The 25,692-nt window shown below is 60.3% G+C and carries 24 protein-coding genes and 1 pseudogene; 9 read left to right on the plus strand and 16 right to left on the minus strand.

Annotated elements, in window-relative coordinates; all coding sequences use genetic code 11:
• Positions 1-242 precede the first annotated feature (242 nt).
• From ACXAIC_RS21820 to ACXAIC_RS21830, 3 genes are all read left to right on the plus strand, one after another.
• Entirely contained in the window at positions 243-662 is a 420-nt protein-coding gene (locus tag ACXAIC_RS21820; protein ID WP_475185543.1) for a tripartite tricarboxylate transporter TctB family protein, read from the plus strand.
• 10 nt (positions 663-672) lie between these two features.
• Positions 673-2,160 carry a tripartite tricarboxylate transporter permease gene (locus tag ACXAIC_RS21825; RefSeq protein ID WP_475185545.1) on the plus strand — a complete coding sequence of 496 codons (1,488 nt, stop codon included), beginning with the start codon at positions 673-675 and terminating at the stop codon, positions 2,158-2,160.
• 410 nt (positions 2,161-2,570) lie between these two features.
• The gene (locus ACXAIC_RS21830; RefSeq protein WP_475185548.1) at positions 2,571-3,608 is read left to right on the plus strand and encodes a LacI family DNA-binding transcriptional regulator; all 1,038 of its coding nucleotides are present in this window, start codon (positions 2,571-2,573) and stop codon (positions 3,606-3,608) included.
• A 33-nt stretch (positions 3,609-3,641) separates the two neighbouring features.
• On the opposite strand, the gene ACXAIC_RS21835 is transcribed toward ACXAIC_RS21830, so the two are convergent.
• The 10 genes and pseudogenes from ACXAIC_RS21835 to ACXAIC_RS21880 form a co-directional block, all read right to left on the minus strand.
• A complete protein-coding gene (locus ACXAIC_RS21835) occupies positions 3,642-3,917 on the minus strand; it encodes a pilus assembly protein (RefSeq protein ID WP_475185551.1) in 276 nt (91 codons plus the stop codon).
• Complete coding sequence (locus ACXAIC_RS21840; protein WP_475185553.1) at positions 3,898-5,388, minus strand: type II and III secretion system protein family protein; 1,491 nt, start codon at positions 5,386-5,388, stop codon at positions 3,898-3,900. Before ACXAIC_RS21840 ends, ACXAIC_RS21835 begins: the two co-directional genes overlap by 20 nt.
• A gap of 367 nt (positions 5,389-5,755) precedes the next feature.
• Positions 5,756-6,397 carry a hypothetical protein gene (locus tag ACXAIC_RS21845; protein ID WP_475185555.1) on the minus strand — a complete coding sequence of 214 codons (642 nt, stop codon included), beginning with the start codon at positions 6,395-6,397 and terminating at the stop codon, positions 5,756-5,758.
• An 81-nt stretch (positions 6,398-6,478) separates the two neighbouring features.
• Positions 6,479-6,985: a tetratricopeptide repeat protein gene (locus ACXAIC_RS21850; protein WP_475185558.1), complete on the minus strand. Its 507-nt coding sequence runs from the start codon at positions 6,983-6,985 to the stop codon at positions 6,479-6,481.
• A gap of 238 nt (positions 6,986-7,223) precedes the next feature.
• Positions 7,224-7,865: a TetR/AcrR family transcriptional regulator gene (locus tag ACXAIC_RS21855; RefSeq protein WP_475185560.1), complete on the minus strand. Its 642-nt coding sequence runs from the start codon at positions 7,863-7,865 to the stop codon at positions 7,224-7,226.
• Between the two features lie 215 nt (positions 7,866-8,080).
• Positions 8,081-10,060, minus strand: coding sequence for a Fe(3+)-hydroxamate ABC transporter permease FhuB (fhuB, locus tag ACXAIC_RS21860; RefSeq protein WP_475185563.1), 1,980 nt, complete (start codon positions 10,058-10,060; stop codon positions 8,081-8,083).
• Positions 10,057-10,956 carry an ABC transporter substrate-binding protein gene (locus ACXAIC_RS21865; RefSeq protein ID WP_475185565.1) on the minus strand — a complete coding sequence of 300 codons (900 nt, stop codon included), beginning with the start codon at positions 10,954-10,956 and terminating at the stop codon, positions 10,057-10,059. Before ACXAIC_RS21865 ends, fhuB begins: the two co-directional genes overlap by 4 nt.
• A pseudogene (locus ACXAIC_RS21870) lies at positions 10,946-11,638 on the minus strand (ATP-binding cassette domain-containing protein); the annotation flags it as partial. The gene ACXAIC_RS21865 and the pseudogene ACXAIC_RS21870, both read right to left, overlap by 11 nt.
• 232 nt (positions 11,639-11,870) lie before the next feature.
• On the minus strand, positions 11,871-13,994 hold the full coding sequence (locus ACXAIC_RS21875; protein ID WP_475185568.1) for a TonB-dependent receptor: 2,124 nt from the start codon (positions 13,992-13,994) through the stop codon (positions 11,871-11,873).
• Positions 13,995-13,999: 5 nt separating this feature from the next.
• Entirely contained in the window at positions 14,000-14,350 is a 351-nt protein-coding gene (locus ACXAIC_RS21880; RefSeq protein WP_475185569.1) for a hypothetical protein, read from the minus strand.
• A gap of 113 nt (positions 14,351-14,463) precedes the next feature.
• Here ACXAIC_RS21880 and ACXAIC_RS21885 point away from each other — a divergent pair, with 113 nt between their 5' ends.
• The 5 genes from ACXAIC_RS21885 (at position 14,464) to ACXAIC_RS21905 (ending at position 18,907) form a co-directional block, all read left to right on the plus strand.
• Positions 14,464-15,090 (plus strand): TetR/AcrR family transcriptional regulator, encoded by a 627-nt coding sequence (locus ACXAIC_RS21885; RefSeq protein ID WP_475185572.1) that lies wholly within the window; start codon positions 14,464-14,466, stop codon positions 15,088-15,090.
• Between the two features lie 220 nt (positions 15,091-15,310).
• Complete coding sequence (locus ACXAIC_RS21890) at positions 15,311-16,213, plus strand: siderophore ABC transporter substrate-binding protein (RefSeq protein WP_475185577.1); 903 nt, start codon at positions 15,311-15,313, stop codon at positions 16,211-16,213.
• A 9-nt stretch (positions 16,214-16,222) separates the two neighbouring features.
• Positions 16,223-17,218 carry an ABC transporter permease gene (locus ACXAIC_RS21895; RefSeq protein WP_475185579.1) on the plus strand — a complete coding sequence of 332 codons (996 nt, stop codon included), beginning with the start codon at positions 16,223-16,225 and terminating at the stop codon, positions 17,216-17,218.
• A 49-nt stretch (positions 17,219-17,267) separates the two neighbouring features.
• Entirely contained in the window at positions 17,268-18,152 is an 885-nt protein-coding gene (locus ACXAIC_RS21900) for an iron chelate uptake ABC transporter family permease subunit (RefSeq protein WP_475185662.1), read from the plus strand.
• On the plus strand, positions 18,149-18,907 hold the full coding sequence (locus tag ACXAIC_RS21905) for an iron ABC transporter ATP-binding protein (RefSeq protein WP_475185583.1): 759 nt from the start codon (positions 18,149-18,151) through the stop codon (positions 18,905-18,907). The genes ACXAIC_RS21900 and ACXAIC_RS21905 overlap by 4 nt, the downstream gene beginning before the upstream one ends.
• 127 nt (positions 18,908-19,034) lie before the next feature.
• Here ACXAIC_RS21905 and ACXAIC_RS21910 read toward each other — a convergent pair whose 3' ends face one another.
• The 6 genes from ACXAIC_RS21910 to ACXAIC_RS21935 all read right to left on the minus strand — a co-directional run bounded on the left by ACXAIC_RS21910 (position 19,035) and on the right by ACXAIC_RS21935 (position 24,540).
• Positions 19,035-21,068: a TonB-dependent receptor plug domain-containing protein gene (locus ACXAIC_RS21910; RefSeq protein WP_475185586.1), complete on the minus strand. Its 2,034-nt coding sequence runs from the start codon at positions 21,066-21,068 to the stop codon at positions 19,035-19,037.
• A gap of 373 nt (positions 21,069-21,441) precedes the next feature.
• A complete protein-coding gene (locus tag ACXAIC_RS21915; protein ID WP_475185588.1) occupies positions 21,442-22,566 on the minus strand; it encodes an energy transducer TonB in 1,125 nt (374 codons plus the stop codon).
• Complete coding sequence (locus ACXAIC_RS21920) at positions 22,563-22,973, minus strand: ExbD/TolR family protein (protein WP_475185591.1); 411 nt, start codon at positions 22,971-22,973, stop codon at positions 22,563-22,565. Before ACXAIC_RS21920 ends, ACXAIC_RS21915 begins: the two co-directional genes overlap by 4 nt.
• Positions 22,974-22,982: 9 nt before the next feature.
• Entirely contained in the window at positions 22,983-23,381 is a 399-nt protein-coding gene (locus ACXAIC_RS21925) for an ExbD/TolR family protein (protein ID WP_475185593.1), read from the minus strand.
• Entirely contained in the window at positions 23,371-24,108 is a 738-nt protein-coding gene (locus ACXAIC_RS21930; protein ID WP_475185595.1) for a MotA/TolQ/ExbB proton channel family protein, read from the minus strand. The genes ACXAIC_RS21925 and ACXAIC_RS21930 overlap by 11 nt, the downstream gene beginning before the upstream one ends.
• A 9-nt stretch (positions 24,109-24,117) precedes the next feature.
• Positions 24,118-24,540, minus strand: a complete 423-nt coding sequence (locus ACXAIC_RS21935; protein ID WP_475185599.1) for a hypothetical protein — start codon at positions 24,538-24,540, stop codon at positions 24,118-24,120.
• A 621-nt stretch (positions 24,541-25,161) separates the two neighbouring features.
• Between ACXAIC_RS21935 and ACXAIC_RS21940 the strand changes: the two genes are divergently transcribed.
• Entirely contained in the window at positions 25,162-25,680 is a 519-nt protein-coding gene (locus ACXAIC_RS21940; RefSeq protein WP_475185601.1) for a hypothetical protein, read from the plus strand.
• Positions 25,681-25,692: the final 12 nt, after the last annotated feature.

The following is a 25,692-nucleotide window of genomic DNA, read 5'->3' on the forward strand; positions in this document are numbered from 1 at the left end:
GGGGGGGGGGGGGGGGGGGGGGGGGGGGGGGGGGGGGGGGGGGGGGGGGGGGGGGGGGGGGGGGGGGGGGGGGGGGGGGGGGGGGGGGGGGGTGTGTGGGGGGGGGGGGGGGGGGGGGAGAGAGGACGGTTGGGGGGGGGTTTTGTGGGGGGGTTGCGGTGTCTTTGTGGGTTTTTTTTTCCTTTCTTCCCTTTTTCCCCCTTCCCCTTTTCCCCCGGACGTGATCAGGAGAGGAGGACACAATGGGCGGCCTGACCCAGGTGACACTTGATTTTGAAACATCGCATTTGCTGTTTCCCACGCTTATTGCCGTCCTTCTGGCCCTATTGGGTCTGGCCATAGCGGTGCGGGAACGCAAAAACATCCTGGCCTGCGGCCCCTATTGGGCCGGGATCTTCGCCCGGATGGACAAACCCCGCTTCTTGGGCACGCTTGTCTGCACGCTGCTTTATTTTTCGCTGATGGAACCGGTGGGGAATGTCTGGCCGAATACCGGGCTAGGATTTCTGCTGTGCTCCATACCCTTTGTGTTTTGCACCGGCCTCCTGTTTCTCCATGAGCGCAATTTGCGCAACGTCTTGCCCCTTGCCGCCATCGCCCTCAGCATTCCGACCCTTGTGTGGTGGCTGTTTACCGACCTGTTTTTCCTGACCCTGCCCTGAGACCGGACACATGGACTTTTTTACTTTCGTCACGCCCCTGTTTCTGGCCCTGATTGTGGGCGGGACTTTGGTCGGTATCATTTTCGGGGCCATTCCCGGCATGACCGCCACCATGGCGGTGGCTGTCTGCCTGCCCCTGACCTATCCGCTCGGCCTGGAAAACGGGCTTGCGCTTCTGCTCGGCCTTTATGTGGGCGGCATTTCCGGCGGGCTGGTGCCCGCCATCCTGCTCAACATTCCAGGCACTCCCTCCTCCATCACCACCACGTTTGACGGCTATCCGATGACCCGGCGCGGCGAAGGTGAGCGCGCCCTGAAGATCGGCATTGTCTCGTCCCTGGTGGGCGGCCTGATCTCCCTGGCAATCCTGTTCCTGTTCGCCCCGGTTCTGGCCGATTTCGCGATCCGGTTTTCCTATGTGGAGAAATTCCTGATCATTCTGCTGGCCCTGTCCGTCATGGCCGCCCTGTCGAAAGACCTGCTGTTCGGCCTGTTTTCCGGCGTGCTTGGCATTTTTGTCAGCCTCATCGGCATGTATGACGTATCCAGCGGCGGCAACGGCAAGACCCGGCTGATCCCACCCGGCCTGGACTACTGGCTCGACAGTGGTTTTTCGTTGCTGCCGGTCCTGATCGGGCTGTTTGGCCTCACGGCCGTGCTGATGGAGGCCGAGGCCGGCATGCCGCGCGGCCTGACCAGAAACCAGCTCACGGTCGGCACACGTTCGACCTTCTCGTTTTCCGTCTTCAAGGGACAGATCGTCAATCTGATCCGCTCCTCCGGCATTGGCACCTTTGTGGGCATTCTCCCCGGCGTTGGCGGCTCCGCTGCCTCGATCCTTGCCTACACAAATGCAAAGAACTTTTCCAGGAACCGGGCCAATTTCGGCAAGGGCGAACCAGCCGGGATCATCGCCTCCGAATCCGGAAACAATGGCCTGACCGGCGGCGCCCTCGTGCCGCTTCTGTCCCTCGGCATTCCGGGCGATACCACCACCGCACTGCTTATCGGCGCCTTCACCCTTCAGGGCGTTCAGGTTGGCCCGCTTTTCATCGGCAACAACCCGGAAACCTGGGACGCGATGATCTTTGCAATGATGATTGCCAATCTGGCCATGTTCGCGCTGATGTTCTTTGCCATACGCTATGTGGCCCTGATCGTCACCGTGCCGAAACACATCCTGTTTCCGGTCATTTTGATGATGTGCGTCACCGGCGCCTACACCATCAATTACGGCATCATGTTCGACGTCTGGACCCTGGCCATTTTCGGCCTGTTCGGCTGGCTGGCCTTCCATCTGAAACTGGAAATCGCCCCCTTCGTCATCGGCTTCATTCTCGGCCCGTCGTCGGAAGTCTATTTTGTCAAGAGCCTGGAAGCCTTTGGCGACCTGACCATCTTCTTCACCAAAAGCTGGATCGCGGTCGTGCTGTGGATCTTGATTGCCTGCTCTCTCGCAGGGTCGCTCTATCTGTCCAGATCTGAGCGACCCTCCTGACCCGGGCCGCATACAAACTTGAACACACAAGACCCGATTGGACGGGTTTTTCAGGGTTGCCGGCAAGGAAAGGCGCGCAGGTCCGGCTGGTTGGCCGGGGCGAGCGGCGTGAGACAGCCCGGCGGGCCTGAAAAAGCCACCGGAGACCACAGCATGAGAGCGTTCTGCCGCCGTGTCGCGCGTCCTGGACGATGCCCCGCATCGCCCTGTGACCCGCTCCTTGCTGAACGCTCTCAGAGCACGGTCGGATTGGGTCTTGTTTATTGAGGCAGGTACTGCGGGCACCAAGACCTCTCAAGGATCTTTCCGTTTCGTGCCGGAAGCGATATGGAACCGGGTTTATGCATGCCCTGCCCGGCTGGTCCGTTTGGGAGGCATGCTCCAAGACAGCAGGAAACCCCGGGGGCCGCATGAAAGAAGAGCAGAAGCCGAAAGCGGTCCGCAAGCCCCGGACAGCCGACCGGGTGACCATGACCACGGTCGGCAAGATCGCCGGCGTGTCCCAGGTTACGGTCTCGCGCGCGCTCAGCGAACCGGGAAAAGTCTCGCCAGAGACCCTGAGACGCATTCACGAGGCGATTGAGCAGACCGGCTTCGTACCCAATGCGATTGCCGGAGCGCTGGCCTCCCAGCGCAGCAACCTGATTTCAGCGCTGATCCCGTCGCTGACCAATGTGGTCTATTCAGCTTTTTTGAAAACCTTCAATGACCGGCTGAGGGAAGCCGGTTATCAGCTGCTGCTTTCAGAAACGGGCTTCACGCCGGATGAGGAGGAACGGGCCATTGCAACGCACCTCTCCCGCCGCCCCGACGCCCTGCTGTTGACCGGGATATATCATTCCGCCCAATCCAGACGCATGCTGCTGGGCGCCGGCATTCCCGTGGTCGAGGTATGGGACATAACGGACACGCCCATCGATACATGCGTAGGCTTTTCCCATGTGGAGGCCAGCCACGCGGTTGCGGATTTTGTTCTTGGCCTCGGGCAAAAGCGGGCGGCAACCGTGACCGCCAATGACGAGCGCGCCCACCGGCGCCGGGATGCCTTTATCAGCCGGTTTTCAAACGACAGCACGGCGGCGGTCACGGTCCATAACTGCAAGGGCCCGGCAAGCATCGCCTCGGGACGTGAAGCGCTCAGCGACCTGATCGACACACGGGATTTTACTGCAGGAGTGATTTTTTGCAGTTCGGATGTTCTGGCCCAGGGCCTCGTGATCGAAGCGCAGGCGCGCGGGATCACCATTCCGGATGATATTGCCATTGTCGGGTTTGGAGACCAGGAATTTGCCAGCCATCTTGAACCGCCCCTGACAACTGTTAGGGTCGACCGGGACCGGCTCGGCATGGAGGCGGCGGACACGATCCTCAAGCGTCTTCAGGGCCAGGACAGCACACCAGCCGTTGTCGATATCGGCTATGAAATCATCCGGCGCCGGTCTGCGTGAGCCTGCCCTGGCGCGCCCATCTCTGAGCGCAGATTATTCGCCGCTGGTGGCCCCTGAGATCACAACATCGCTGTCGCTGGGGATCACATAGCGCTCCTGTGCAGCAACGGCGGCCTGGCCGTCCTGCTCAATGCGGGTGTTGTAGGCCGCCCTGGGGAACGGGTTGACGGTGTGAATGCCCATATTGGCTTCCATGGCATTGCCCGCCCCGAGGGAGGCCGTATCCCGGCGGTTCATGTAATCCGCGCAACCGGACACCAGAAGCCCCAGCGCCAGCGCGGCCAGCCGGTCAGTTCTTGGTGTAAACATAGCCATCCTCAAGTTCCAGATCGACAATATGGCCATAGGGGCCGACAAGGCCCTCGCCATCCTTGTAGGTGCGCAGCATGTCCTTGTTCACTTCCAGGATGCCAAGCGCAAACAGTTCCACATCATTGCTCGGCCGGGTCCTGTCGAGCGGAGACGCCAGTGGCTGGTTCGGATTGGCCGGGCGCACCAGACGCGGGGTCACCACGATCACCAGATCGGTCTCCCGCTTCTGAAAGCTGGTGGAGCGGAACAGCGCGCCCAGAACCGGAACCTGACCGAGCCAGGGCAGCTGGCTGACATCCCGCTGGTCGACATTTTCCAGAAGACCGGCAATGGAAAAGCTCTGGCCGTCGCGCAATTCGATAACCGCCTCGGCTCTGCGCGAGGAGAAACCCGGATTGCCGTTCACATTGATCGAGCTGTCAATATCGCTGACTTCGGTCATGACACGCAAATTGATGCGGCTGCCATCCATCACGGTTGGCACAAATTCCAGCCGGACACCGAAGGGCCGGTAGTCCGTGGAGGTGGCAACGTTGCCACCATTGGTGACAGAGGTTTCGATCGGCACTTCACCGCCCACATGAAAGCGGGCCGTTTCTCCGCTGATCGTGGTCAGGTTCGGCTGCGCCAGACGGCGCACGAGACCCCGTCCTTCAAGAGCGTCAATAACTGTGTCGATGCGCAGGCCCGCGGTTTCAAGCACCTTGCCGATCAGGGTTCCGAAGGGAATAGCCCCCTGCTGGGCGACACTGGCGCCCGTGCCCAGAACCGAGATCAGACCGCCGGTGTCATCAGTTCCGACAGAGACCCGGGACCCGCTGGTGCTGACATTGCCATTGTCCGAGCGCCCAACCCAGTTGACCCCAAGATCCCGGCCAATGGAGCGGCTGGCCTCCAGCACCCTGACTTCAAGCGCAACCTGTTGAGGGCTTCGCAGGCTCATGGCGTTGATCACTGGCGCCTCTGAAAATTGCTGGGCAACTTCCAGAACCCGGCGCAGTTCCACGGCATTGTTTACGGACCCGCTCAGGCGGATCTTGTTGCCGACATTTGACACAGAGACCAGCGACGTCGGCGCCACGGCGCGGATGGCCCGGGTGACATCTTCAAAATCAAGCTGAACGCGGACTTCAATAACGCCCAGGAGGGTCTTGGACGCATCATAGATCGAGATATTGGTCAGGCCCGGTTCCTTGCCCTGAATGTAAAGCACCTGCTCGGACAGGGGCACGATGTCCGCCGTTTCCGGATTGCCCACAACAAGGTCGGAGAACTTCCTGTTGGTGCGTACGGTTCGGGTGGTGCCGGGCGGCATGGTGATCCTGGACACACTGCCGCCATTAACCACAAGGGTCATCTCGTCGACCTGAGCGGCGGCCTCGTCCAGCCCTGTCAGGGCCAGGGGCAGCATCAGGATCAAAACTGTCAGAAACGACAGGCGTTTCCGGTTCGGCTGTGTCTGCGGCATTCGCAAAATCCATAATTACGTTAGGTCAAGATAAACCGCTCCCCTTCGTAGAATTCACTAAGAGCTCGGAGAATCCACCACCCGATGTGAAATAATTCTAGGATCATGACGATTAACACGCCGTGAAAAAAACCTTAAAATCGATGGTTATTGATTGGTTGTTACATGACACGGGCGTGTTTTTGCCTAGACTTGAATGCATTCATCCAAATCAGGATAAAATTCAACCGAAGAACACGCTTTGATTGAACCGGCAAGGAAACAGCAATACAGGCTTTAGACATGGCCCTGAAGAGGGAGCCAAGTCATCGGTCAAATGTTCTGTCTGTCTGAAAGACCCCGAAACAAAATCGCCCTGCCGGAAAGATCACTCTGCGGCAGACGACCGTTTTTCGTAGCGTACCTTGCCATCCGGCGTCACGATCCTGCGGAACAGGGAGGCGCCCTGTGCCTGCGGCACCGGCTGACGCGACACGGTCACCCGGGGGGTGGCCGCCGCACGGGCCAGTTCGAACCGGCTGGCACCATTGGCCGCAAGCTCCGGCGAGAACATCATCTGCGCCGTGGCCGGATGGAAGAAGTCGATATTGCTGTCGACCACGGTCTTCAGCCGGTCGACCTGCACCTCCGTGCCCACATCGGACTGGATCAGCCGCACCCCGGACTGGATCTGACTGATACGCTGGTCCAGCCGGGACAGCCGGTTCTGGATGCCGCTGTTCATGAGGTCCATATTGCCGGAGATCCGGGTTTCGAATTGCTGCAGGCCGTCGATCTGCTGGCGGATCCGGCTCAGCTCCGAGGTCGCCGACCAGGAAAAGAACAGGCCCACAAACAACAGGACCGCCACAGCGACGGAGACCGTATTGAGCGCGAGCAGGATCTTGATGTTCCGCTGAAGGATCGCTGCGGTGGACGGTGCCCCAACTTCGGGTGCGGCCGCTTCGGTTTCCGACGGGCCCCGGACGTTCAGAGCCTGTGCGTCTGTGCCTTGTTCAGATCCATTCACGTTGCCGGCCCTTCCTGGGAAGGAGGCGGGCGTCTGGGAAGGAAACGATACGGCTTTAGCAAGTCTGGCGTTCACAACCCGTCACCCGCGATTGGTAAAGGATACACTGTTGCGCAGCAGTTCCAAATTGTTTGCCGTCGTCTGGTTTTCCGGGTCGATGTCATAGGCCTTCAGGAAATAGCGCCGCGCCGGCACGAGTTTGCCGCGCAGAAGATAGGAATAGCCCACATTGTTGAGATATTCCGGCCGGTTCGGGATCATCCGGGCCAGGCGTTTGTAACCGACATCCGCATTGTCGAAACGTCCGATCATATCCGCCGAAGCCGAATAGCCCAGCCAGGCCACCGGGTCCTTAGGGTTCACCTCAACCGCGCGCTTGTAGATCGAATAAGCCTTGCCGTAGTTCTTTGCCTTGAACTGGATCTTGGCCTTGGTCAGCAATTGGTCATCGCGGTAATAGGCAACCTTGGATATGTCGTCATTCGCGGCGGCCGTGTCTCCGAAAGCCGACAGGCTCGCCACATCCCCAGACTGGCATCCTGCCAGAACAAACGCACAAAGTGCCAAAGCAGAGAACTGTCTACGCACACACATCGTCTCTAACCCACGCCGTTCTATTCTATTCGGGGCCAACCCGCGCGATCGCACATCCGCATTCTGCGCAGGTCATTCCCCCGTTACTCAATCAGACGGTATGCACTTTAGAGACTTATTCAAAATTATTGGTTAAGAGCGAAAAATTACCTTACTTAAAAAATATTCTCAAAAATTTACTTTTCATAAAGCATAGTTTTACTTAAAATCTCAGCCTAACCCCTGAACAGGGTCAGGCATTGAGAGCGTCAATGTCATAGACAAGCCGCATGGTTTTCCGGCCCCAGTCGAGCACCTTCTGGCGTTCTGCATGATCGCCGACCTGCGCGGCCGTCGCCAGACACCCCACCATGACGTGGTGCTGCAAGACTGCCAGAACCTCGGTCTGGCTGTCAGGGACCTTTCTGCCGAATTTTCTCTGAAACGCAGTAAGACGCTCAAACACCTCGCGCTGGTGCTCCGCCTCCAGGGCCACCAGCTCAACCGTGCTGCCCATGGCACGCAGCAATTGCCAGTGTCCCTGGGAGTTGATGCTGTCATCCCGCGACAGGCAGTCAAACACCGCATCGGACAGCTCATGAAGCTTTTCCGTGCCATCAAAGCGGGCCCCGGCTTCATCTATCAGATCGACGGTCTGCTGCAGCCATTGACTGAACAGCTCATAGAAAATCGCCTCTTTGTTGGGAAAGAACTGATAGAGTGAGCCAATACTGATCTTCGCCCGTTTAGCAATCTCATTGGTGGTGATCTTGTCGGCCGGGCCGTCCTTCAGCATGTCCAGAACCGTATCCAGAATCCGCTGTACCTTGGCCTTCGACCGTTCCTGCTGCGCCACCTTGCGTTTGGAAACGGTCCTCACATCTGCCGCAGACACGTCTGCTGTCTCCCTCACCTCAAGCGCCCTGCGTCCCGGGCATTTTCCATTCGAAAGACAGTCAGAAGGCGCCCCCGCCTGACGGCCGCAAGGTCCGCCCGGAACAGGCCCTGCAACCGTAGCGCAGCCCATTCTCAGATTACAAACCTGCGTGGGGGTAGCATCTTGCCCGGCCTCCATGCAAGCGGGCAAAGACCCGCTGCAACACTGCGGTCCTATCCCTGCCGACGGCTCAACAGAAGCAGAAGGAAGGGGGTTCCGACAAGCGCGGAGACAAGCCCCGCAGGCATTTCGTAGGGAAAATAGCCGTAGCGCCCGATCCAGTCGGCAGCCACCATCAAGCTGGCCCCTGCAGACATGGCGGCCAGAAGCTGGTCCCTTGCCCCTGCAAATCCGAGCTGCCGGGCAATATGCGGCGCCATCAGCCCGACAAAGCTGAGTGGCCCGACCGCAATCGTTGCCACTGCCGTGAGAAGCCCGGCCAGAATAAACAGCCCTGCCCGGGCCCGTTTCACCGGCAGTCCAAGGCCCAGAGCCGTGCTGGCACCAAGGGTCAAGAGGTCCAGCCAGCGCACGAGGGCCAGCGCAGCCCCGCCCAGAGCCAGCACGGCCCCGGCCAGCACCAGCATGCTGGAGACATCCGCCCCATAGGTCGAACCGCTCATCCAGCGCAGCAGCAAGAGAGAACGCAGGTCACCGGTGGCGGCCAAGGCGCCAATCAGCGCATCCAGCAAGGCAGTAAAGGCAATGCCCGCCAGTACCATGCGCTCTGCCTGAAAGCCCGTTTTCCGGTTCAGGGCCAGGATCAACCCCATAATGGCAAGTGCCCCAACGGACGCGCACCCGCTCAACATCAGTGTCTGTCCGGGTGCGAACACAAACACCCCGAAGGCCAGCCCGAGCATGGCCCCGGAACTGACACCGAGCACTTCGGGGCTGGCCATGTCGTTGCCGGACAGGCGCTGCAGGATCACCCCTGCCATGGCCAGCATCATTCCGGCAGCCGCTGCACTCACCACCCGGGGCACGCGAAACTGAAGCACCAGGTCCATCGCCGGGCTGGTAAAGAGGATCTCCCAGCTGCCCTCTGCAGAACGGCCAATCAAAACACTGACCAAAAGGCAGACGAGCGGCAGAAGCAGACCGGCGGCAACGGTCACCCGCACGGGATGGCGCCAGCGGGCCAGCGGCTCCGCCTGGCGCTCCGGAACGCTGGCCGAGCGTGTCTTGCCCAGAAGCAGAAGCAGCAACGGACTTCCAAACAGCGCGGTCACCGCCCCGGTCGGGATGAAATTCGCCAATTGGCCCGTTAGCAGCTGAAGGGCACTGTCTGTCAGAAACAGCAGGGCCGCCCCGACAAATGTCGACCACAGGATCTGGCTGGCAACGGTGCGCGCACCGGCAAGCCGCGCCAAGGCGGGGGCAGCCAAGCCGATGAACCCGATGACACCAACCGCGCTTGTGACCAGGGCCGCCAGGCAAACCGCCAGCACGATGGCTAGAAACCGGATCCGGCTCGGTGACGCACCCAGCGCCCCGGCCGTCTCATCCCCGACGCTCAAAACCGTCAGGGGGCGCACAAGGAACACGGCAGCGAGGGCCAGAAAGGCCAGTTTCGGGGCAAGGTTCAGGGGAATTGCCCAGTCCTGCTGCGACAGGGAGCCCGCCCCCCAGATGAACAGACTGGCCAGATAGCGGTCATTCAGCAGCACCAGCAAGGTTGCCGCCGCCCCGCAATAGAGGCTGATCACCAGACCGCCCAGCACCAGGGTGACCGGCGAAAAGCCGCGCCGGGACACCAGCAGGAAAACAAGGCCCGCCGCCGCCAGGCTGCCGGCGGCGGCCACCGCATCCCGGCTGAAGGCAATCAGGGCCGGGGCAAACAGGGACGCCAGAACAAGCGCCAGATAGGCCCCGGCCGAAACGCCCAAAGTTGTCGGGGAGGCCAGCGGATTACGCAGCACGGTCTGCATCAGAACACCTGAAAGCGACAGGGCCGCCCCGCACAAAAGAGCGGAAACCATGCGTGGCAAGGTCGCGTAGAGCACGATCATGCGCTCTACATCATATCCGCCGGGCGCCTCAAGCAACACTGCCAAGTGCGGGGACAAAAGCAGCCAGCACAAGAGCGCCGCCAGCGTAAACAGAAGGCCGGAGAGAACCGGCGCCCGGTTCGCCATCCCATATCCGCTCATGCGCTCACGCCTTCCAGATAGGTGGTCAGCAATCTGGCGAGCCGCAGGGCAGCGGGGACCATGCCGAAAGTCAAAACCGCAGGAAAGGTTACAAAATTGCCCTCAGCCACCACCGGCATGGACCGCCAGAGCGGACTGGAAGCCAGGGTCGGCTTGATCGCGTTCAAAATTGGCTCGAACGCAATCAGATGCATATCCGCCGGGGCGGACCGGGCAAGCTCCTCAAGGCCGACGGTTGTAAAGCCCCAGTAATTGGCAGGCCGGGTCCAGGCATTTTGAAGCCCGAGCCGGTCGAGTACATTCTGATAGAGCCCCTGGCCGCCATAGACCCGGACATGGCGGTCATCCATGAAATTCACCAAGGTCAGAGGCGGCGTTTTGAGGCCGGACAAGCGGTCGCGCAAGGCACCAAATTCGGCCTCTGCCTCCTTCAGAAAAGCCTCAGATTCCGGCACCAGACCTGTCACAGCTCCAAGCTTGAGCGTTTCGCTCCGGGCATTCGCAAGCGGCGTTCCGGTGCCGTTGTAAACGGAGACCAGATGCACCGGCGCGATGCGCTCCAGACGGGCCCGCAATGTATCCGTATAGGGGGTGGTGGTGATGAGATCCGGTTTGAGGGCGGCAATCACTTCCAGATTGACGGCAAGGTCCTGACCAATATTGGCAACAGATGTCGGCAAAGGCGGTGAAACCACCCAGCGACCCCACCGGTCGCTCGAGGCAACGCCCACCGGGGTCAGGCCCATGGAAATCAAGGTCGCGGCGGCCGCATAATCCAGAGTGACAACCCGCAGCGCACCTTTGCCAGCCGCCGCCGCAGCCGGGAAGCCCCCCGCCGCCAACAAGCCCGCCAGCCCTGCGCCCCCCGCCAGAAACGCGCGCCGGTCAATCGACATAGGCCAGCACCCCGTTGCCCCCCGGATGCGGCAGCACATTCATGGCAAGTCCGTAAATTGCCTCCAGCACAGAAGGCTTCAGCAGAGCCTGCGGTGTGCCGTCCGCCACACACTGTCCTGCCTTCAGCGCCACCAGCCGGTCGCAATAGCGCGCCGCCATGTTGACGTCATGCAGGACCAGAATGGAGGCAAGGCCCCGGGAGCGGCTGAGATCGCGCACCAGATCAAGCACCTCAATCTGATGGGCCACATCCAGCGCGGAAATCGGTTCGTCCAGCAGCAGACATCCGGCGTCCTGCGCCACCATCATCGCGATCCAGCACCGCTGGCATTCGCCGCCCGACAGGGTGTCGACCAGACGGTCCGCCAGCGGCAGAACACCGGTCAGCCGCATGGCCTCTTCGGTTTTCTCCCGGTCCGTTGCCCCGAACCTGCCGAAGGCGCCGTGCCAGGGATAACGCCCCATGGCCACAAGTTCGTGCACCAGAAGCCCGCGCGTCGGCGGGGTGTCCTGCGGCAAATGGGCGAGTGAGCGGGCAAAGGCCCGCCGTTCCCAGGCCTTGATCGGTTTGCCGCGATAGTGAACCTCGCCGGAACCGGCCTCCATCTGACCGGCCAGAACCTTGAGCAGGGTCGACTTGCCCGACCCGTTATGCCCGATCAATCCGGTGATCTGTCCGGGGTGAAACTCCAAGGCCTCAAGCGCAAGCAGCGTCCGGCCGTCCCGTTCCACACGGATGTTCCGGCAGGAAAACAGGCGGTCTTCACCGCCCTCCCCTTGCTGAGGCCCGGTGTTTGTAGTCACGGGCTGGCCCTTTCATACACTCAAGACCGTGGCTCCGCAGGATTGACGGAGCCACAAGACTTGCTTTTGGACACCCGACCCGGTCCGGTTGAGCGCCGTTTGATACGTGTCAGAATTTGACGGAATATTTGGCTGAGAACGTCGTTCCTGGCGCTTTCACGTAGTAGTAGTCCACATATCCGGCATAGGCTTCCACCGCATAGGACTGCTGCAGCACCGGAACATAATCCGCATTCAGAAGGTTCTCAATGCCGAGCGACAGCTTGGAGCGCTTGTTCACCTTGAAGTCGGCAAAAGCGTCCATCACGAAATAAGGATCAATGGATTCAAGCCCCATGAATTGCTCGCTGTCCGGGTTGCGGTAGCCGGAATAAAGGCCCTGCAGGCGGAACTTGGCCCACTCGCGCGGCTCATATTCCACGTAACCGGTCAGCTTCATCGGTGCGATACGGTCAGAACCGAGATCGGAGTCATATTCTCCGTCCCCGTCCGTATCATATTCCCCTTCCATCCAGGTGAAGGTGCCGCCGATGGTGATCTGGTCGGTCGCTTCATAGTTCGCGGCCACTTCCACACCCCAAATATGTTCGGGCGCCAGCACGATGTTCAGGTCCGCATCATAACTGACCCCGTTTTCGGACTCGTTGTAAAAGCCGGTGACCGACGCATCCCAGGCGGATCCGATGGCCCGCACTCCCAGTTCATAGCTATCGGTTTTCTGGCCATCGTCAGACAGCTGCGACACATCCGTAAAGCTGGAATTGTAGAGATACCGTCCCAGATCCCCCAGTTGGAAACCTTGCGAAAACCCGCCAAACACGGTGAACGTGTCATTGATGTCGAAGGAGCCGCTGATATTGAAGAGCGGTTCACTGAACGTCAGTGTGCCGCCATTCACCGATGTACCAAGTTCGTTGATATAGTCATCAATATCGAGCGACAGATATTCGTAGCGGACCCCGGCGGTCAGCTTGGCACGCTCATTGAACAGATCCGTGCTCAGCTGCGCAAAGGGTGCGACCCCTGTCAGATCATATTCAGGTGAATCAACCGGCCCATCAATCGGGTTGACCTTGGTCTGATCGTTGATGACATCGAGCCCCCAGACCAGATCAACCGGGAGACGGTCCCAGGGCAGCGGCGTGTCGAATGTGGCCCGCGCGCCCATCTTCTGGGATTCCGTTTCATACTGATTGTAGGTCGTCGTAAGGAATTCTGTTTTGGTGAAGGTCGTCGTGTTCTTGTTGTAGTAAGTCTGGAGCTCGAACGTGCCGCCTAGAAGGTCATCATTGGTGTAAGTGCCGTTCAGGGTCAGATTGTCCGTGCCCGGCGTTCTGGTGTTCAGATTGCCGCGGGCCGCAGTCGCACTGGTGTTGTTGACCCGGCTGCCGCCGGAAACAACGCCGGACCAGTCGCTGTCCTGCCAGAACCGGTATTTGTTGGCGCTGAACTCGATCGTGTGGCTCTCGTGCTCATAGCCGATCTTGCCCAGGAAGTTATAGGCGAAGATATCGTCCGTGCCACCCTGCGTGCCGAAGGAATCCGCAGGCCGGCGCTCGCCATCGGCGGTATAGGATGCACCCGTGTCTTCCCAGCTGCCATTTGCCAGATAGAAAAAGCCGTTCTTGGAGCCGGATGCCGACGCTTCGGTTGTATAGGCGAAGGACTCCGAGATATTTGTGGGAGAAACCGTCACACCCAGGCTGAGCTCGGCGTTGAATTCCCCATCCTTGGGCTTTTTGGTGATGATATTGACGATGCCGCCCGGCGCCCCGAAACCATAGGCCGCCGTTGCGCCCCGCACCACTTCAATCTGCTCGATCGCTGTCGTGCTGATGCTGTTCAGTGCCCGGTAATTGTTGTTGAGCGTATTGGTCTGGGGAACCCCGTCAATCAGGGTGAGGAAGTTCCGGCCGCGCAGGGTCTGGCCATAATCGGTCATGTTTTCGGTCGACTGCCCGAAGCCTGGAACGGTCTTTGCCAGAATTGCCCCCACATTGGCGCTGACTTCAGCTTGCCGCTGCACCTGTTCTTCCGTCACCACGGACACGGAAACCGTTGATTCAGAAATCGGCGTCTCAGTCCGCGTTGCCGACTTCACGACGATCAAGTCCAGAACCGTTTCGTCTTCGCTGCTCAGCACCGGCTCTTCTTCAAGGGTGAGATCCTGTGCATGCACGCCTTGAACGGCCGCCAGAAGCGTTGCGCTCACCAGTCCAGAATATTTCAACATGTGCCCTACTGCCCATTTTTTTGCGCATCCTGGCGTCTTGGCTGGATGATTTCTTTCTCAGGCGGTTTATAAATGTTGAATATAACATGCAAGAAATAATGCGAGCTACAGCTCATATTTTTGAGATTCCTGTTGCCGTCAGGCAACAAGTCGTTTTTCCGTGAAATGTCAGATACATAGAAAAAGATCTGCCGCAGGGCGCCTCTCGAAACATCACGTTTCCTCTGACTTTCCAGTCCTTTCATGCCAAAATTCCACGCCCCGCGAATACAATCTTCCTGATCGGCCCAGGCCAAAATCCTGACGGCTAGGGCAGCCGGGCTCCGCTTGAAACACCGTTTGAATTTCGCAGCCAAACGGTCTATCTCCGCACTGAGCACAAGTTCGGCAGACCCGTTTGCACAACCGGCCGGCAGGAGACCCCTGCCGTCTGACAGGGCTCCCGGGCCCATTGTTTGAAGGAGAGGACATGGATCCGGAATCAACCCGTGAGCGCCTGCTGGCAAATGCCGAGCGGCTGATGGCGGAAAAGGGGATTGCAGCCACCTCGGTGCGGGAGATCACCGACGCTTCGGACGCCAATGTCGCCTCGGTGAACTACTATTTCGGCAGCAAGATGGAGCTTCTGCTGGAACTGCTCAAGAACCGGTTCTCGCAGCTGGACAAAGAGCTGTTGACCCGGATCGAACAGGCCGAGCAGAGTGCACAGGAAGATGGCCCCGGCACCCGGGCTCTTGTCGGCGCCTATTTCGACGCGCTGGCCGATCTCGGTCAAGACGTGGCAACCGGCGCCCCTGGCCCCTTCATTATCCTGATCGAGCGGGCTTCGGCGGAACAGGAAGCCGTGCTGGAGCGGGCCCAGGACTATCAGGCGCCCGGGATCAGCAGGTTAAGGACGCTTCTGGGGGCCAAAGTGCCGCCGGAACACCGGAGCCGCCTGGAACCGACGCTCCTGATCGACCTGATGTTTTCCGCTTCCGTGTCGGCCATTCCGCTGATGGGCGCCGGCACAGGACCCAACGTCCAGCTGGATGCCTTGAAGGAATTCCTGTTTGCCGGAGTTGACGCCTATCTGACCCGGCTTGCGGCCCCGTGAGGCTGCGTGCAAAATTCAGTGGCAAACGGGCAATTGGCAAAGGCAGAATGCTGGCCCGGACCGGCCAATTGGCATAGACATGAAGCTCAGGCCCGCACCGCCCGGAGCGACGGCCCTCAAATAGCCCTTCTGCGGCCAGATCCGAACGCCGCATTGACGAAACCGCTCAGCCACTTCCAATGGAACAGCCAGGCGACCGGAGATGGAGACAAGGATGCGCATGATCCGACTGTCCGCCGCCGCTGCGGCGCTGTTTATGAGTGCACAGGCTGCCCTTGCCGGCATGGTGACGGTTGAAACGGCGGCCGGCCCGGTGGATGTGCCCGCACAGCCCGAAAAGGTTATTGTTTTCGACATTGCTGCGCTGGACACACTCACGGCCCTTGGCGTTCGCGCCGCAGGCGTTCCGAACCGGGTCTATGTCGACTATCTGCAAGAGGCCGCGCAAGCCGCAGCGCCCGCAGGCTCCCTGTTCGAGCCGGATTTCGAGAGGGTCAACGCGCTGGCCCCTGATCTCATCATTGCTGGCGGACGGTCCTCGGCGCAGGTTGACGCCCTGTCCGCCCTTGCTCCCACCATCGACATGACCATCTGGGGCGACGGCCTGCTGACACAGGCCAAGGCCCGTCTGGACGCCTATGGCCAGATCTTCGGCAAGGAAGACGAGGCCAAAGCCCTCACCGGGAAGCTGGATGCGGCGGTCGCAGCCCTGCGCACCCGCACGTCCGGGGCCGGCAAGGCCCTGATCGTGCTGACCAATGGCCCGAAGATAAGTGTCTATGGTCTGGGGTCCCGTTTCGGCTGGCTGCATTCCGAGCTCGGCATTGAACCTGCCCTGCAAGAGGTCAAGGCCTCCACCCATGGCGAAGCGGTCTCTTTTGAATTCATCCGTGACACGGACCCGGACTGGCTGATCGTGATCGACCGGGCAGCCGCCATTGGCGAGGATGCAAGCCTTGCCTCAGAGACCCTGAACAACCGGCTCGTGGCCGAAACCAAGGCCTGGACCTCCGGTCAGGTGATCTACCTGAATGCCGCCAAGGTCTATATTGCGTCCGGCGGATACCGGTCCGTGATGGACACGGTTGACGACCTGAGCAAGGCTTTCTCCAAAACCAACTGACAGACCGCTTTGCCCTTTCCCTTTCCTGCCCGCGCGGCGCGGCCGCATAGTCTGGTCTGGCCGCTGCTGCTGGGTGCGGGTCTGCTGGCCCTGATGGCCGCCAGTGTGGCCACCGGGGCCGCCCAGGCCGGATTCTTCGAGCTGTTTCAGAGCGGCGGCAAGGGCGAACTGCTTTTGGTCAGCCGGGTGCCGCGTACCCTGGCCGCGATCCTCTCCGGCGCATCACTCGCCGTTGCCGGGGTCATCCTGCAAACGCTGGTGCGCAACCGCTTTGTGGAACCGGCCACCACCGGCACCGGCGAATGCGCCGCGCTCGGCCTCTTGCTAATGACCCTTTTCGTTCCGGGCGCCAGTCTGTTTGTCAAAATGGCCTGCGCCAGCGCCGCTGCCTTTGCCGGCACCGCCGTCTTTCTGGCCATTGTCCGTAAACTGCCGCCGACCCAACCCTTGTTGGTGCCCCTGACAGGGATTGTCTATGGTGGCATCATTGCCGCCCTGTCCACCTTTCTCGCCTATGAATACGATCTGCTGCAATATCTCGCTGTGTGGATGAACGGGGAATTCTCCGGAATCTTGCAGGGGCGCTATGAGCTCCTGTGGGCGTCCGGCGCAGTGGCCGCCTTCGCCTATCTTTATGCCGATCAGTTCACGGTGGCCGGATTTGGCCGCGAAACAGCGACAGGCCTTGGCCTCAACTACCGTTTCGTGATGACCTCAGGTCTCCTTTTTGTCTCTCTGATCACCTCCTTTACAGTGCTGACTGTTGGCTTGCTGCCCTTTGTCGGGCTGGTCGTGCCCAACATCATCAGCCGGTTCCTGGGCGATAACACCCGCGCGACGCTGCCGCTGATTGCCCTGACCGGCGCGGTTCTGGTGCTGGCGAGTGACCTTGCCGGACGTCTGATCCGCTACCCTTATGAAATTCCGGCCAGCACGGTGTTCGGCATTGCCGGCACCGGCATCTTTCTCTGGCTTCTGTTTGCAAGGCCCCCGCACCGTGGGTAGACCCCTGATCCTGCTCGCCCTTTTGGCCCTTCTGGCCATAGCGGCCTTCATGACCCTTGGCGCCCGGGGCAACTGGGACTTCATCCTCATGTTCCGGGGGGCCAAACTGCTGGCCCTGGTGCTGGTGGCCACATCCGTTGCCCTGGCCACGGTGCTGTTCCAGACCCTGACCGGCAACCGCATCCTGACCCCTTCTATCATGGGCTTTGATGCGCTGTATGTGCTGCTGCAAACCGCGCTGGTCTTTGCCCTGGGCGGGTTCGGATTTGCAGCCTTGCCGCCGGAAGGCAAATTTCTGGCCGAACTGGCGCTGCTGACCGGCGCCGCCCTGCTTCTCTTCGGGGCGCTGCTGGGCCGGGGCCTTCAGGACCTCTTCCGCATGCTGCTTGTGGGGGTCGTGTTCGGCGTCCTGTTCCGCAGCTTCACCAATCTGCTGCAGCGGATTATGGACCCGAGCGAATTTTCCATTCTTCAGGGCTCGGTCTTTGCCAGTTTCAACCGGGTCGATACCACGTTGCTGGCTCTGACAACGCCGTTGATCCTGCTGGTCTGCGCCTTTATCTGGCACAAGCGCCATGTGTTTGATGTGATGGCCCTGGGCCGCGATCAGGCCATCGGGCTTGGGGTGGATCACCGCCGGGAAGTGTTTACCGGCCTGACGCTCGTCGCCATTCTGGTGGCAACGTCCACCGCGCTTGTCGGTCCTGTTAGCTTTTTCGGGCTTCTGGTCAGCGCGCTCGCCTATGAACTCCTGAAGACCCACCATCACGGGCCGGTTTTTCTCGCCGCCACCCTGATCGCGATCACGGTCCTGGTCGGCGGGCAGGCCATTTTCGAACGGGTTCTGGGCCTGGGCGCAACGTTAAGTGTGGTGATCGAATTCCTGGGCGGCCTCACCTTTCTGGCCCTCATCTTGAGAAAGGCACGGATGTGATCGAGATCGAAGACGTCACCTTTCACCACGGGAAAACGCCGGTCCTGAGTGATATCTCCCTGACCATCGAAAAGGGCGGTGTGACGGCGCTGATCGGCCCGAACGGAGCCGGAAAGTCGACCCTCTTTGCGCTGATGGCCCGGCTCCTGCCGCTGGAAACAGGCCGGATCAGCTTTGACGGGCTCGATGTGTCCAGCTGCCCGTCCCGGGACCTTGCCCGCAAGCTGGCGATTCTGCGCCAGGACACCCATGTCGCTTCCCGCATTTCGGTCAGGGACATGGTCGGCTTCGGCCGGTTTCCCCATCATCAGGGCCGCCCGACGGACACCGACCGGGAGCGCGTGGCCCAGGCCTTGGCGCAATTTGACCTTGAGGCCCTTTCGGACCGGTTCCTTGACGAATTGTCCGGAGGGCAGCGGCAGAGGGTTCTGGTGGCCATGGCCTATGCCCAGGACACCGACTACCTGCTTCTCGACGAACCGCTGAACAATCTCGACATGCAGTTTGCCCGCAGCCTGATGCGCCAGCTGCGCGCTCTGGCCGACAGCCATGGCAAGACCATCGTTGCCGTGCTGCATGACATCAATTATGCCGCCGCCTATTCGGACCATATCATTGCCCTGAAACAGGGGCGGATCATCGCCCATGCCCCGACTGGCGATCTGATGCGCGAAGAGATCCTGTCGCAGATCTATGAAATGCCCGTGAAAATCAGGACCCTCGACGGCCTCAAAGTCGCTCTGCACCACATCTGACAGCAAAGGCTGGCCCCAGAGGGACCAGCCGCACAAGTGCCTGATTCCAATCTCGACAAATAAGACCGACCGTAATTGACTGAGACCGCCAGACTTTAAAGACTACAGACGCCACAGCCCTCGAACGTCAGAATTTCAACTGTGCCTTCAGCAGGAAGGACCGGCCCGGCTCATAAAGCGGGGTAAGTTCATCCAGACCGTATTCGGCCCCATAGGTGGACCGTTCCGCATAGGTTTCATCGAAGATATTGTTGGCTTCCAGCCGGAGAGTTAGCTGCTCGACTTGCTTTGGCTTGTATTCGGCAAAGGCATTGGCAACAAAATAGCCCGGCAAGGCGTTGTAACCGGCTTTCTCGGTTCCCTCATATTCGAGCGCGGCGTCGAAGCTGGAGCCGAGGGTCAGATCATAGCGGTCAAATGTGTGCACTATCTCGGCGGCAATCACCTGGCCGACAGGAGCGCCCGCGTCGCTGGCGGAAAAGGAATCCACATAGCCGCTGTCATTCTTCAGGTCGCTGTCGGAATAGGACACCCGGACAAATCCCGCCCCCCAGGAATAGCCCGCGCCGAGCTTGAACCCCTTCACGGTGACATCCGTGTTATGAACGTTGAGGGCACTGGTGTATTCCCGGTAGTCGAAGAAGTCGGTCTGGAAGACATCCCCCGTGACATGAAAGCCCTGATAGTCAATCTTGATCCCGGCAACCAGGTTCTGGGCGCGGACCGGTTTCAGCCCGTCATAGCCGGTGATGCTGTCGAAAATGTAGTTTTCCTCCAGATCGATGCCGCCAAAGACGTTTGAATAGCCCGCATTGACAGAGAGGAACTCGGTCACGTCGACTTCAGCAAATGCATTGCCACTCAGGCCGAAATTGCTCAGTTCGGTGCCATCAACCCCGGTGAACCATTGCTGGTCCCCACGTCCGCCGAAGGACAGGCGCACCCGGTCAACCGGCATCAACCGCGCCTGGGCGTAGAAGCCCACATTGCGGGCCTTTTCCTTGTATCCATCAGGACTGTAAAGCACATCGGAATATTCGCTTTCCGCGTTGTAGAAGTCGACACCGGCCGTCACCGTCTGCGCCTCACCAATATGGAACGTGTTTTCCGCCTTGCCGGACCAGGACCAGGCCGATCCGTCACTTTCAATGTTCAGCAGCCGGCCGGAGCCCGTGTGATAGAAGAACGGGACCTCGGTCGAGGCTTCGCTGTAGCCCAAAACCACAACCGGATCGATGAGACCTTCAGCCCCTTCCAGGCTGTATCTGGCCGAGTAGCTGCGCTGGGTGATCTCGTAGCGGCGGGTTTCCGGTTCCGTAGACGGCAAGCCGCCGAAATTCGCCCGGTAGGGCCGCTGGGAATGGTCCTGCACCTGCTGGGCGCTCAATTCAAACCGGTGCCCTTCGGAGGACTCAAACGCCGTCTTTCCCAGATAGCTCAGGAAGTTCGCCGATGTGCCATTCATCTCCGTGCCATCGCCGTCGGAGTAGTTGTCCCCATCGGCGTATTTGATGTAGCCGAGCAGTTCAAACCCTTCATAGCGGCCATATCCGGAGGCCGCTTCGGTGAAGGTGGCGCTGTTGGTATCAAAGGTCAGCGAAGCAAAGCCGCCATAGCTGCGGCCGTCTTCCAGAAGGTCGCCCACATCTACGGTTTCATAGACAATCGCCCCGCCAAGGGCGGCTGGCCCCGCATCTGCAGGAGCAACGCCCGGATCCACCCGGACAGACTTCAAAAGGGTGGGATCGATATAGTTGGTCGTGTTGTGGTGAAAGACCCGGTTGTTCTGCAGAACACCATCAACCGACACCGCAAGGTTGAGTTCGTCGATGCTGTTCACATAGACTTTCTGCGTTGAACCCATGGCACCGCCAACAGTGATGGACGCGTCCCCGGCAAACACATCTTTCAAAGATTGCGGATTGGTGCGCTGCAGGTCCTCTTGGGAAACATAGATCGCGCCTGCCCGGTCGGCCGCACCTGCATGCTTGTCATCCGCCGTTTCCTCGCCCGGGATCACCAGAATGGTTTCCAGGACAGTTGCCCCCGCAGTCTCCGGCTCAGAGGAAGACGCGTCCTGGGCCACCGCACCACCTGCCAGCATGGCCGACTGAATAACTGTGCCCGAAAGCAAAACTGAAAGACGCACGCGGTCATGCATGGTCAGGCCCCCTTGATGATTTTCCGTTGACAGCTGCACTCGGTGAAACACCGAAACTGGCGTGAACCGGCCTTTTTCAGCCAGTCGGCAATCCTATACATGAGATTTTTACTCATGTAAAACAATGTTTGAAATATTGTTTGAAGCCTAATCAAAGCCCATCAGGCCGCTTGAGGCTCCGGCCGAAAAGGCAACGACGCTGCGGTAAGGCATGAAAGTCTGTTATAAGTAGCTGGGCAGACCGGCAAACGCAGAAGCATGCGGAAAAGCAGCTGCCACCGCACCGGCTGCGAGAAAAAGCATCGGGATGCAGAGCTTCCTTCAGACAGCGAGGCCGCTCTGACACCAGGCCTCTGCTGTTGCTGTTAAGTTGTTACCGGTTCGGATCAAACATGATGGGGGCGGAAAAGGGCATATGCTTGGCCCGCAGGTTCGACGGAAATTTCGGCATCGGCGACGCGCGGCGGACCATGTCGAGGGCCGCCTGGTCGATCACGGGATGACCGGACGATCGCACAATGCGAACCTTCGACACCGACCCGCTCGGCGCAATCAGGAAGGACACCTGCACCGTGCCGCGCAGCTTCTTGCGTTTTGCCTTTTTCGGATATCTTTGGGCCCGCAAAAGCTTAGACCGGACCTTGCCTTTATAGTTCGACTTCGCCTTGTCGCCCCCGTCCTTGGACTTGGCATCCTGACGCCCATTTGCATTGGAGCGGGCAGTCTGGCTGGTGATGCGCTGCCCACCCCGGCGGGCATCTGCCTCTGCGCCGCGCTTCTGCTGCTTCTGAGCCTGTTTCTTCTGGGTCTTCTTTTTCTTCTTCTGAACCTTTTTGACCGGGGGGTCAGGCTTGACTTTCGGGGTCCTGGTGACCTCGCTCAACGGATCCGGAACGGGCTCGAGACGGTCAACAGCCGGCTCCACAAGCCTGGCCACTTCGACCGGCTTCTGGTCATTCACCGGCTTGACCTCGACGGGCTTTTGCGCGGTGACAGGCTCTGAAACCGAAGCCGCTTCGGGAACGACCTCCGCAACGGTCTCCGGCAAAGCCGCAGGGCTGGCTTCATCCGGAACCACATCCTTGAGCGGCTCTGTCACGGTAACCGCATCCGCCGACGTGACCCCTTCCACAACCGGAACCGCTTCGGCCGTCACAACCGGGGCCTCAACAGCGGTCTGCGGACTGACAGCCTGTACCGGCTGCACAACCTCCACCGCCTCCACCGGCGGCGTCACGTCGCTCACCGGCGCTGGCGCTTTCACCGGCTCGACCGGCTCTACATCGGGATCGGCTTCCTCGACCGCCTCCGCCACGCTGGCCAAATCGGCAACGCTGCCAGAAACAAGATCTTCCAGCCCGCCAATGACCGAAACACCGCCTCCTGCAGATGCCCCGACCTCGACCTTGTTGGGATCTTCGGCAAAAAAAGCCGATCCGGCACTGTGACCCAGAACCGACAGGACCAGACCGGCAATGAACAACCGCGTATAGCTCACTTGGCGCCTCGTCTTGTAATCAGCACAAGATCGGTCCGCCCGGCCGATCTGAATTCGTCCAGGACCTTTTCCAGCTGATCAGCCTTCAGGTCTCCGTCTGCGGCAATTTTCAAGGGCTCCCGGGCCGAGTCCTGAAGCTCCTGCGCCCCCTCCTGCTTCGCCAGCCAGCTGGCCACCGTGATTTCCTCGTCACCGGCATATGTCTTGCCGGCCCGGTCAATGATCAGAGCCCCGGTGGAGCGTACTGTTTCATCTTCAAGAATGTTGTGCGGCGGCTCGACCTTGCGCGCATCATCCTTTGCAATCGATCCGGCAAAGAGAAAAAAGATCAGCATCAGGAAAACGACATTGATCAGCGGAATGGTGTTTTCCGGTGGTTCACGGCGTATCTTTTGGGTCAGACGCATCTCATGGCCTCACTTTCCGGTCACCAGAACGGTCTTGAGACCGGACTGACGCGCCACCGACATGACATCGACAACGTCCTGGACCGTGGCCTCCGGACCGGACCAGATCGCCAGGACCCTGCTCCCGCCGGGCCCTTCCCCGTCAGCAGCAGCCAATCCTTTAAAGCGCGCGGCCAGTTCGGCCTTGGTCAAGGACACCCCGTTCAGGTCAATCCGGTCTTCACTGTGCAGCCTGAGATACGCAGGCTTGACCTGCGCGCCCCCGCCCTGCCCGCCGCTCGACAGATCCAGTGACTGGTAACGGGTGAAGCTGGAAGCCAGCATGAAGAACAGCAGAAGCAGGAAGATCACGTCGATCAGCGACGTCAATCCAACCGGCTTGCGTTTGACCCTCGGCTTAAACTGCATGCCCTGGCTGCGCCCCGGTTTCCACCATGTCCCTGGGCACAGACCTTTCGGCCCCGTGCCCGGCCCCACGCTCGGCAACAGCACCGGTGAAGAAGGCCGTGACCAGCGCTTCCATTTCCGCCTGCTCCGCTTCGATCCGGCTGTCGAACCAGCCGACAATGGCGGAAACCGGAATGGCCACCGCCAGACCCACGGCGGTGGTCAGAAGCGCGACCCAGATCCCGCCAGCCAGTACGGACGGATCCACGGCAGCCCCAGCACCCTGCATGGCCTGAAAGGCTTCGATCATGCCCAGAACCGTGCCGAGAAGGCCGATCAGAGGCGCCGTCTGGGCAATCATGTCGAGGGGCCGCAAATAGGCGCGCAGGCCGTTGATTTTCTGGAGGCAGATCCGCTCCACATCCTCTTTCAACAGCGCCTTGTCCACATTCGGCCTGGAGGCGCCCCGGATCATCTTGTCCATGATGCCCGCGGCCACGGAGCTCCCGTCGCTGGCAATTGCCAGAGCGTCGCGCTGCTGGCCGTCCAGCCAGACCCCAAGCGCTCTGCGGGCCCGGCCGAACCGGCCAACCCCGGCAAACGTGAATTGGAGCGCCTTGGTAATGATGAGGGCGACAGCCACGATGGACAGCGCGATCAGCAGCATGACAACCGGGCCACCCTGGTCAACCAGTCCGGCCAGGGGCGACAAGAAAGACGGCAGCACAGGGGCAAGTTGGAAGGGCATGACGAACCTTTAAAGGATGAAGTCTATTTCGGAACGCGAGGAGATTTCCAGTCTGGACAGACAGTTGGGCAGCGGGGCGCCCTTCACGTCGCAGGACCGGACCTGGTTGAGCAGCACACGGGAAATTTCCGGACAGGGGCTTTTGCCGACGTCATACTGGCGCACCACAGTCTTGCCGGCGGGCATGGCCCCGAAGTCCACGGCGGTATAGCCCGAGACCCCTTCGGACGTGTCGAACGTGACCAGCTCAAACCCGAGGGCGTCAACGGCCGTGTCCATCCGGTTCTGGAGAACAAAGGTGAGGCGGCACGCTTTGCCTGCCGTTTCGGCCGCGTTCAGCTGAATTGAGATTGTCTCCGGCGACTGGGCATGCGCGGCCGAAGCAAAAAGACCCGCTGCAAGACAGAGAGTTTTGACAAGGGATCTTTTCATCTGGGCGCTCCTGGTTCGGCATGGGATCAGCACAATCCAGCGGCCATGGCCTATGGATTGCCAGCAACGCTTCAGTCTTTGCCGCCAGCCGGACGGATCCGGTTGAAGGCCAGTCGCATGCCGTGCCTGGCACATCACGAATGAGATCGCAATTCTGCCGTTTGCAACGGTCCGGACCGTGGCCAGCCAGGGGGCAAAGCGCTTGTGAAGGTGCTGAAGAAATGTCGGGGCTGAGGCATTGGGACCCGCCGGTTGAACCGCCGGTAATGCCCTGGCTGCGCGTTTCTTACACCAAAAAAGCGCACCGGGGAAACCAGCTTCCGCGAAAAAGTATGAGCTTCTAATCACATTCTTACCACTACCCTGCACAGAGCACCGATGCCGCGGATAAACTTGACTTTAAAATTCATGTATTTGATAACAGTGTTGCTGCAGCGGCACAACTGCAAAAACATTTGCCACCCATTCGAATGTGTTTGCAAACCGCTCTCCACCGCCAGACCCGGCCGGTTTCACCGGTTCAGGCTAGCCGACTGTCAGGAAGCGCAGCACACGGCATCAGGCCCTACGCCCTGAACATCCGCCAAGGCCACATTGCAATTAAGAGCTGGAGGGCAGACCTTGACCCATCATTCCCCCCATAAGGGCCGCAAGGCGAGCCGGACCACGGTTTCAGAGGCCGGCCTGTCCGCAGCGGAGCAGACCGTTCTGGCGGCGCTCAGACAGTTTTGCATGAGCTACGCCGCGCCGGACAGCTTTGCCTGGGAAGAAGCTTTTGAAACCTGCATGCACGCGTTCGGCCCCAAACACGGGCCACGGATCGGCCTTGCCGTGATGAACAGCGTCCGGGCCTTGCGCAGCACCCGCAAGACCGGATTCAGCTTCATAGACCCGGCCTGCCCCTGCTGCCGGGACAAACTGGTCAGCCATGAACATCACTTCATGAACCTGATTCAGGCCGAACGGCTTCAGGACGGGCTGACCCGGCAGACCAGCGCGATGGTCTTGTGCGAGGGGGAGGATCCGGGGCCGGTTCTCAAGGCGATCACGATCCTGGCGGGACATCTGGCCGAGGCCGCAGCGCCGTCCCCGGCAGGCCGGCCCAAACTCTCCAGGCGGCTCAGGTTTACCCGCTCTTGAAACAGAGGGCAG

The organism is Roseibium sp. AWQ4_254, from assembly GCF_056161025.1.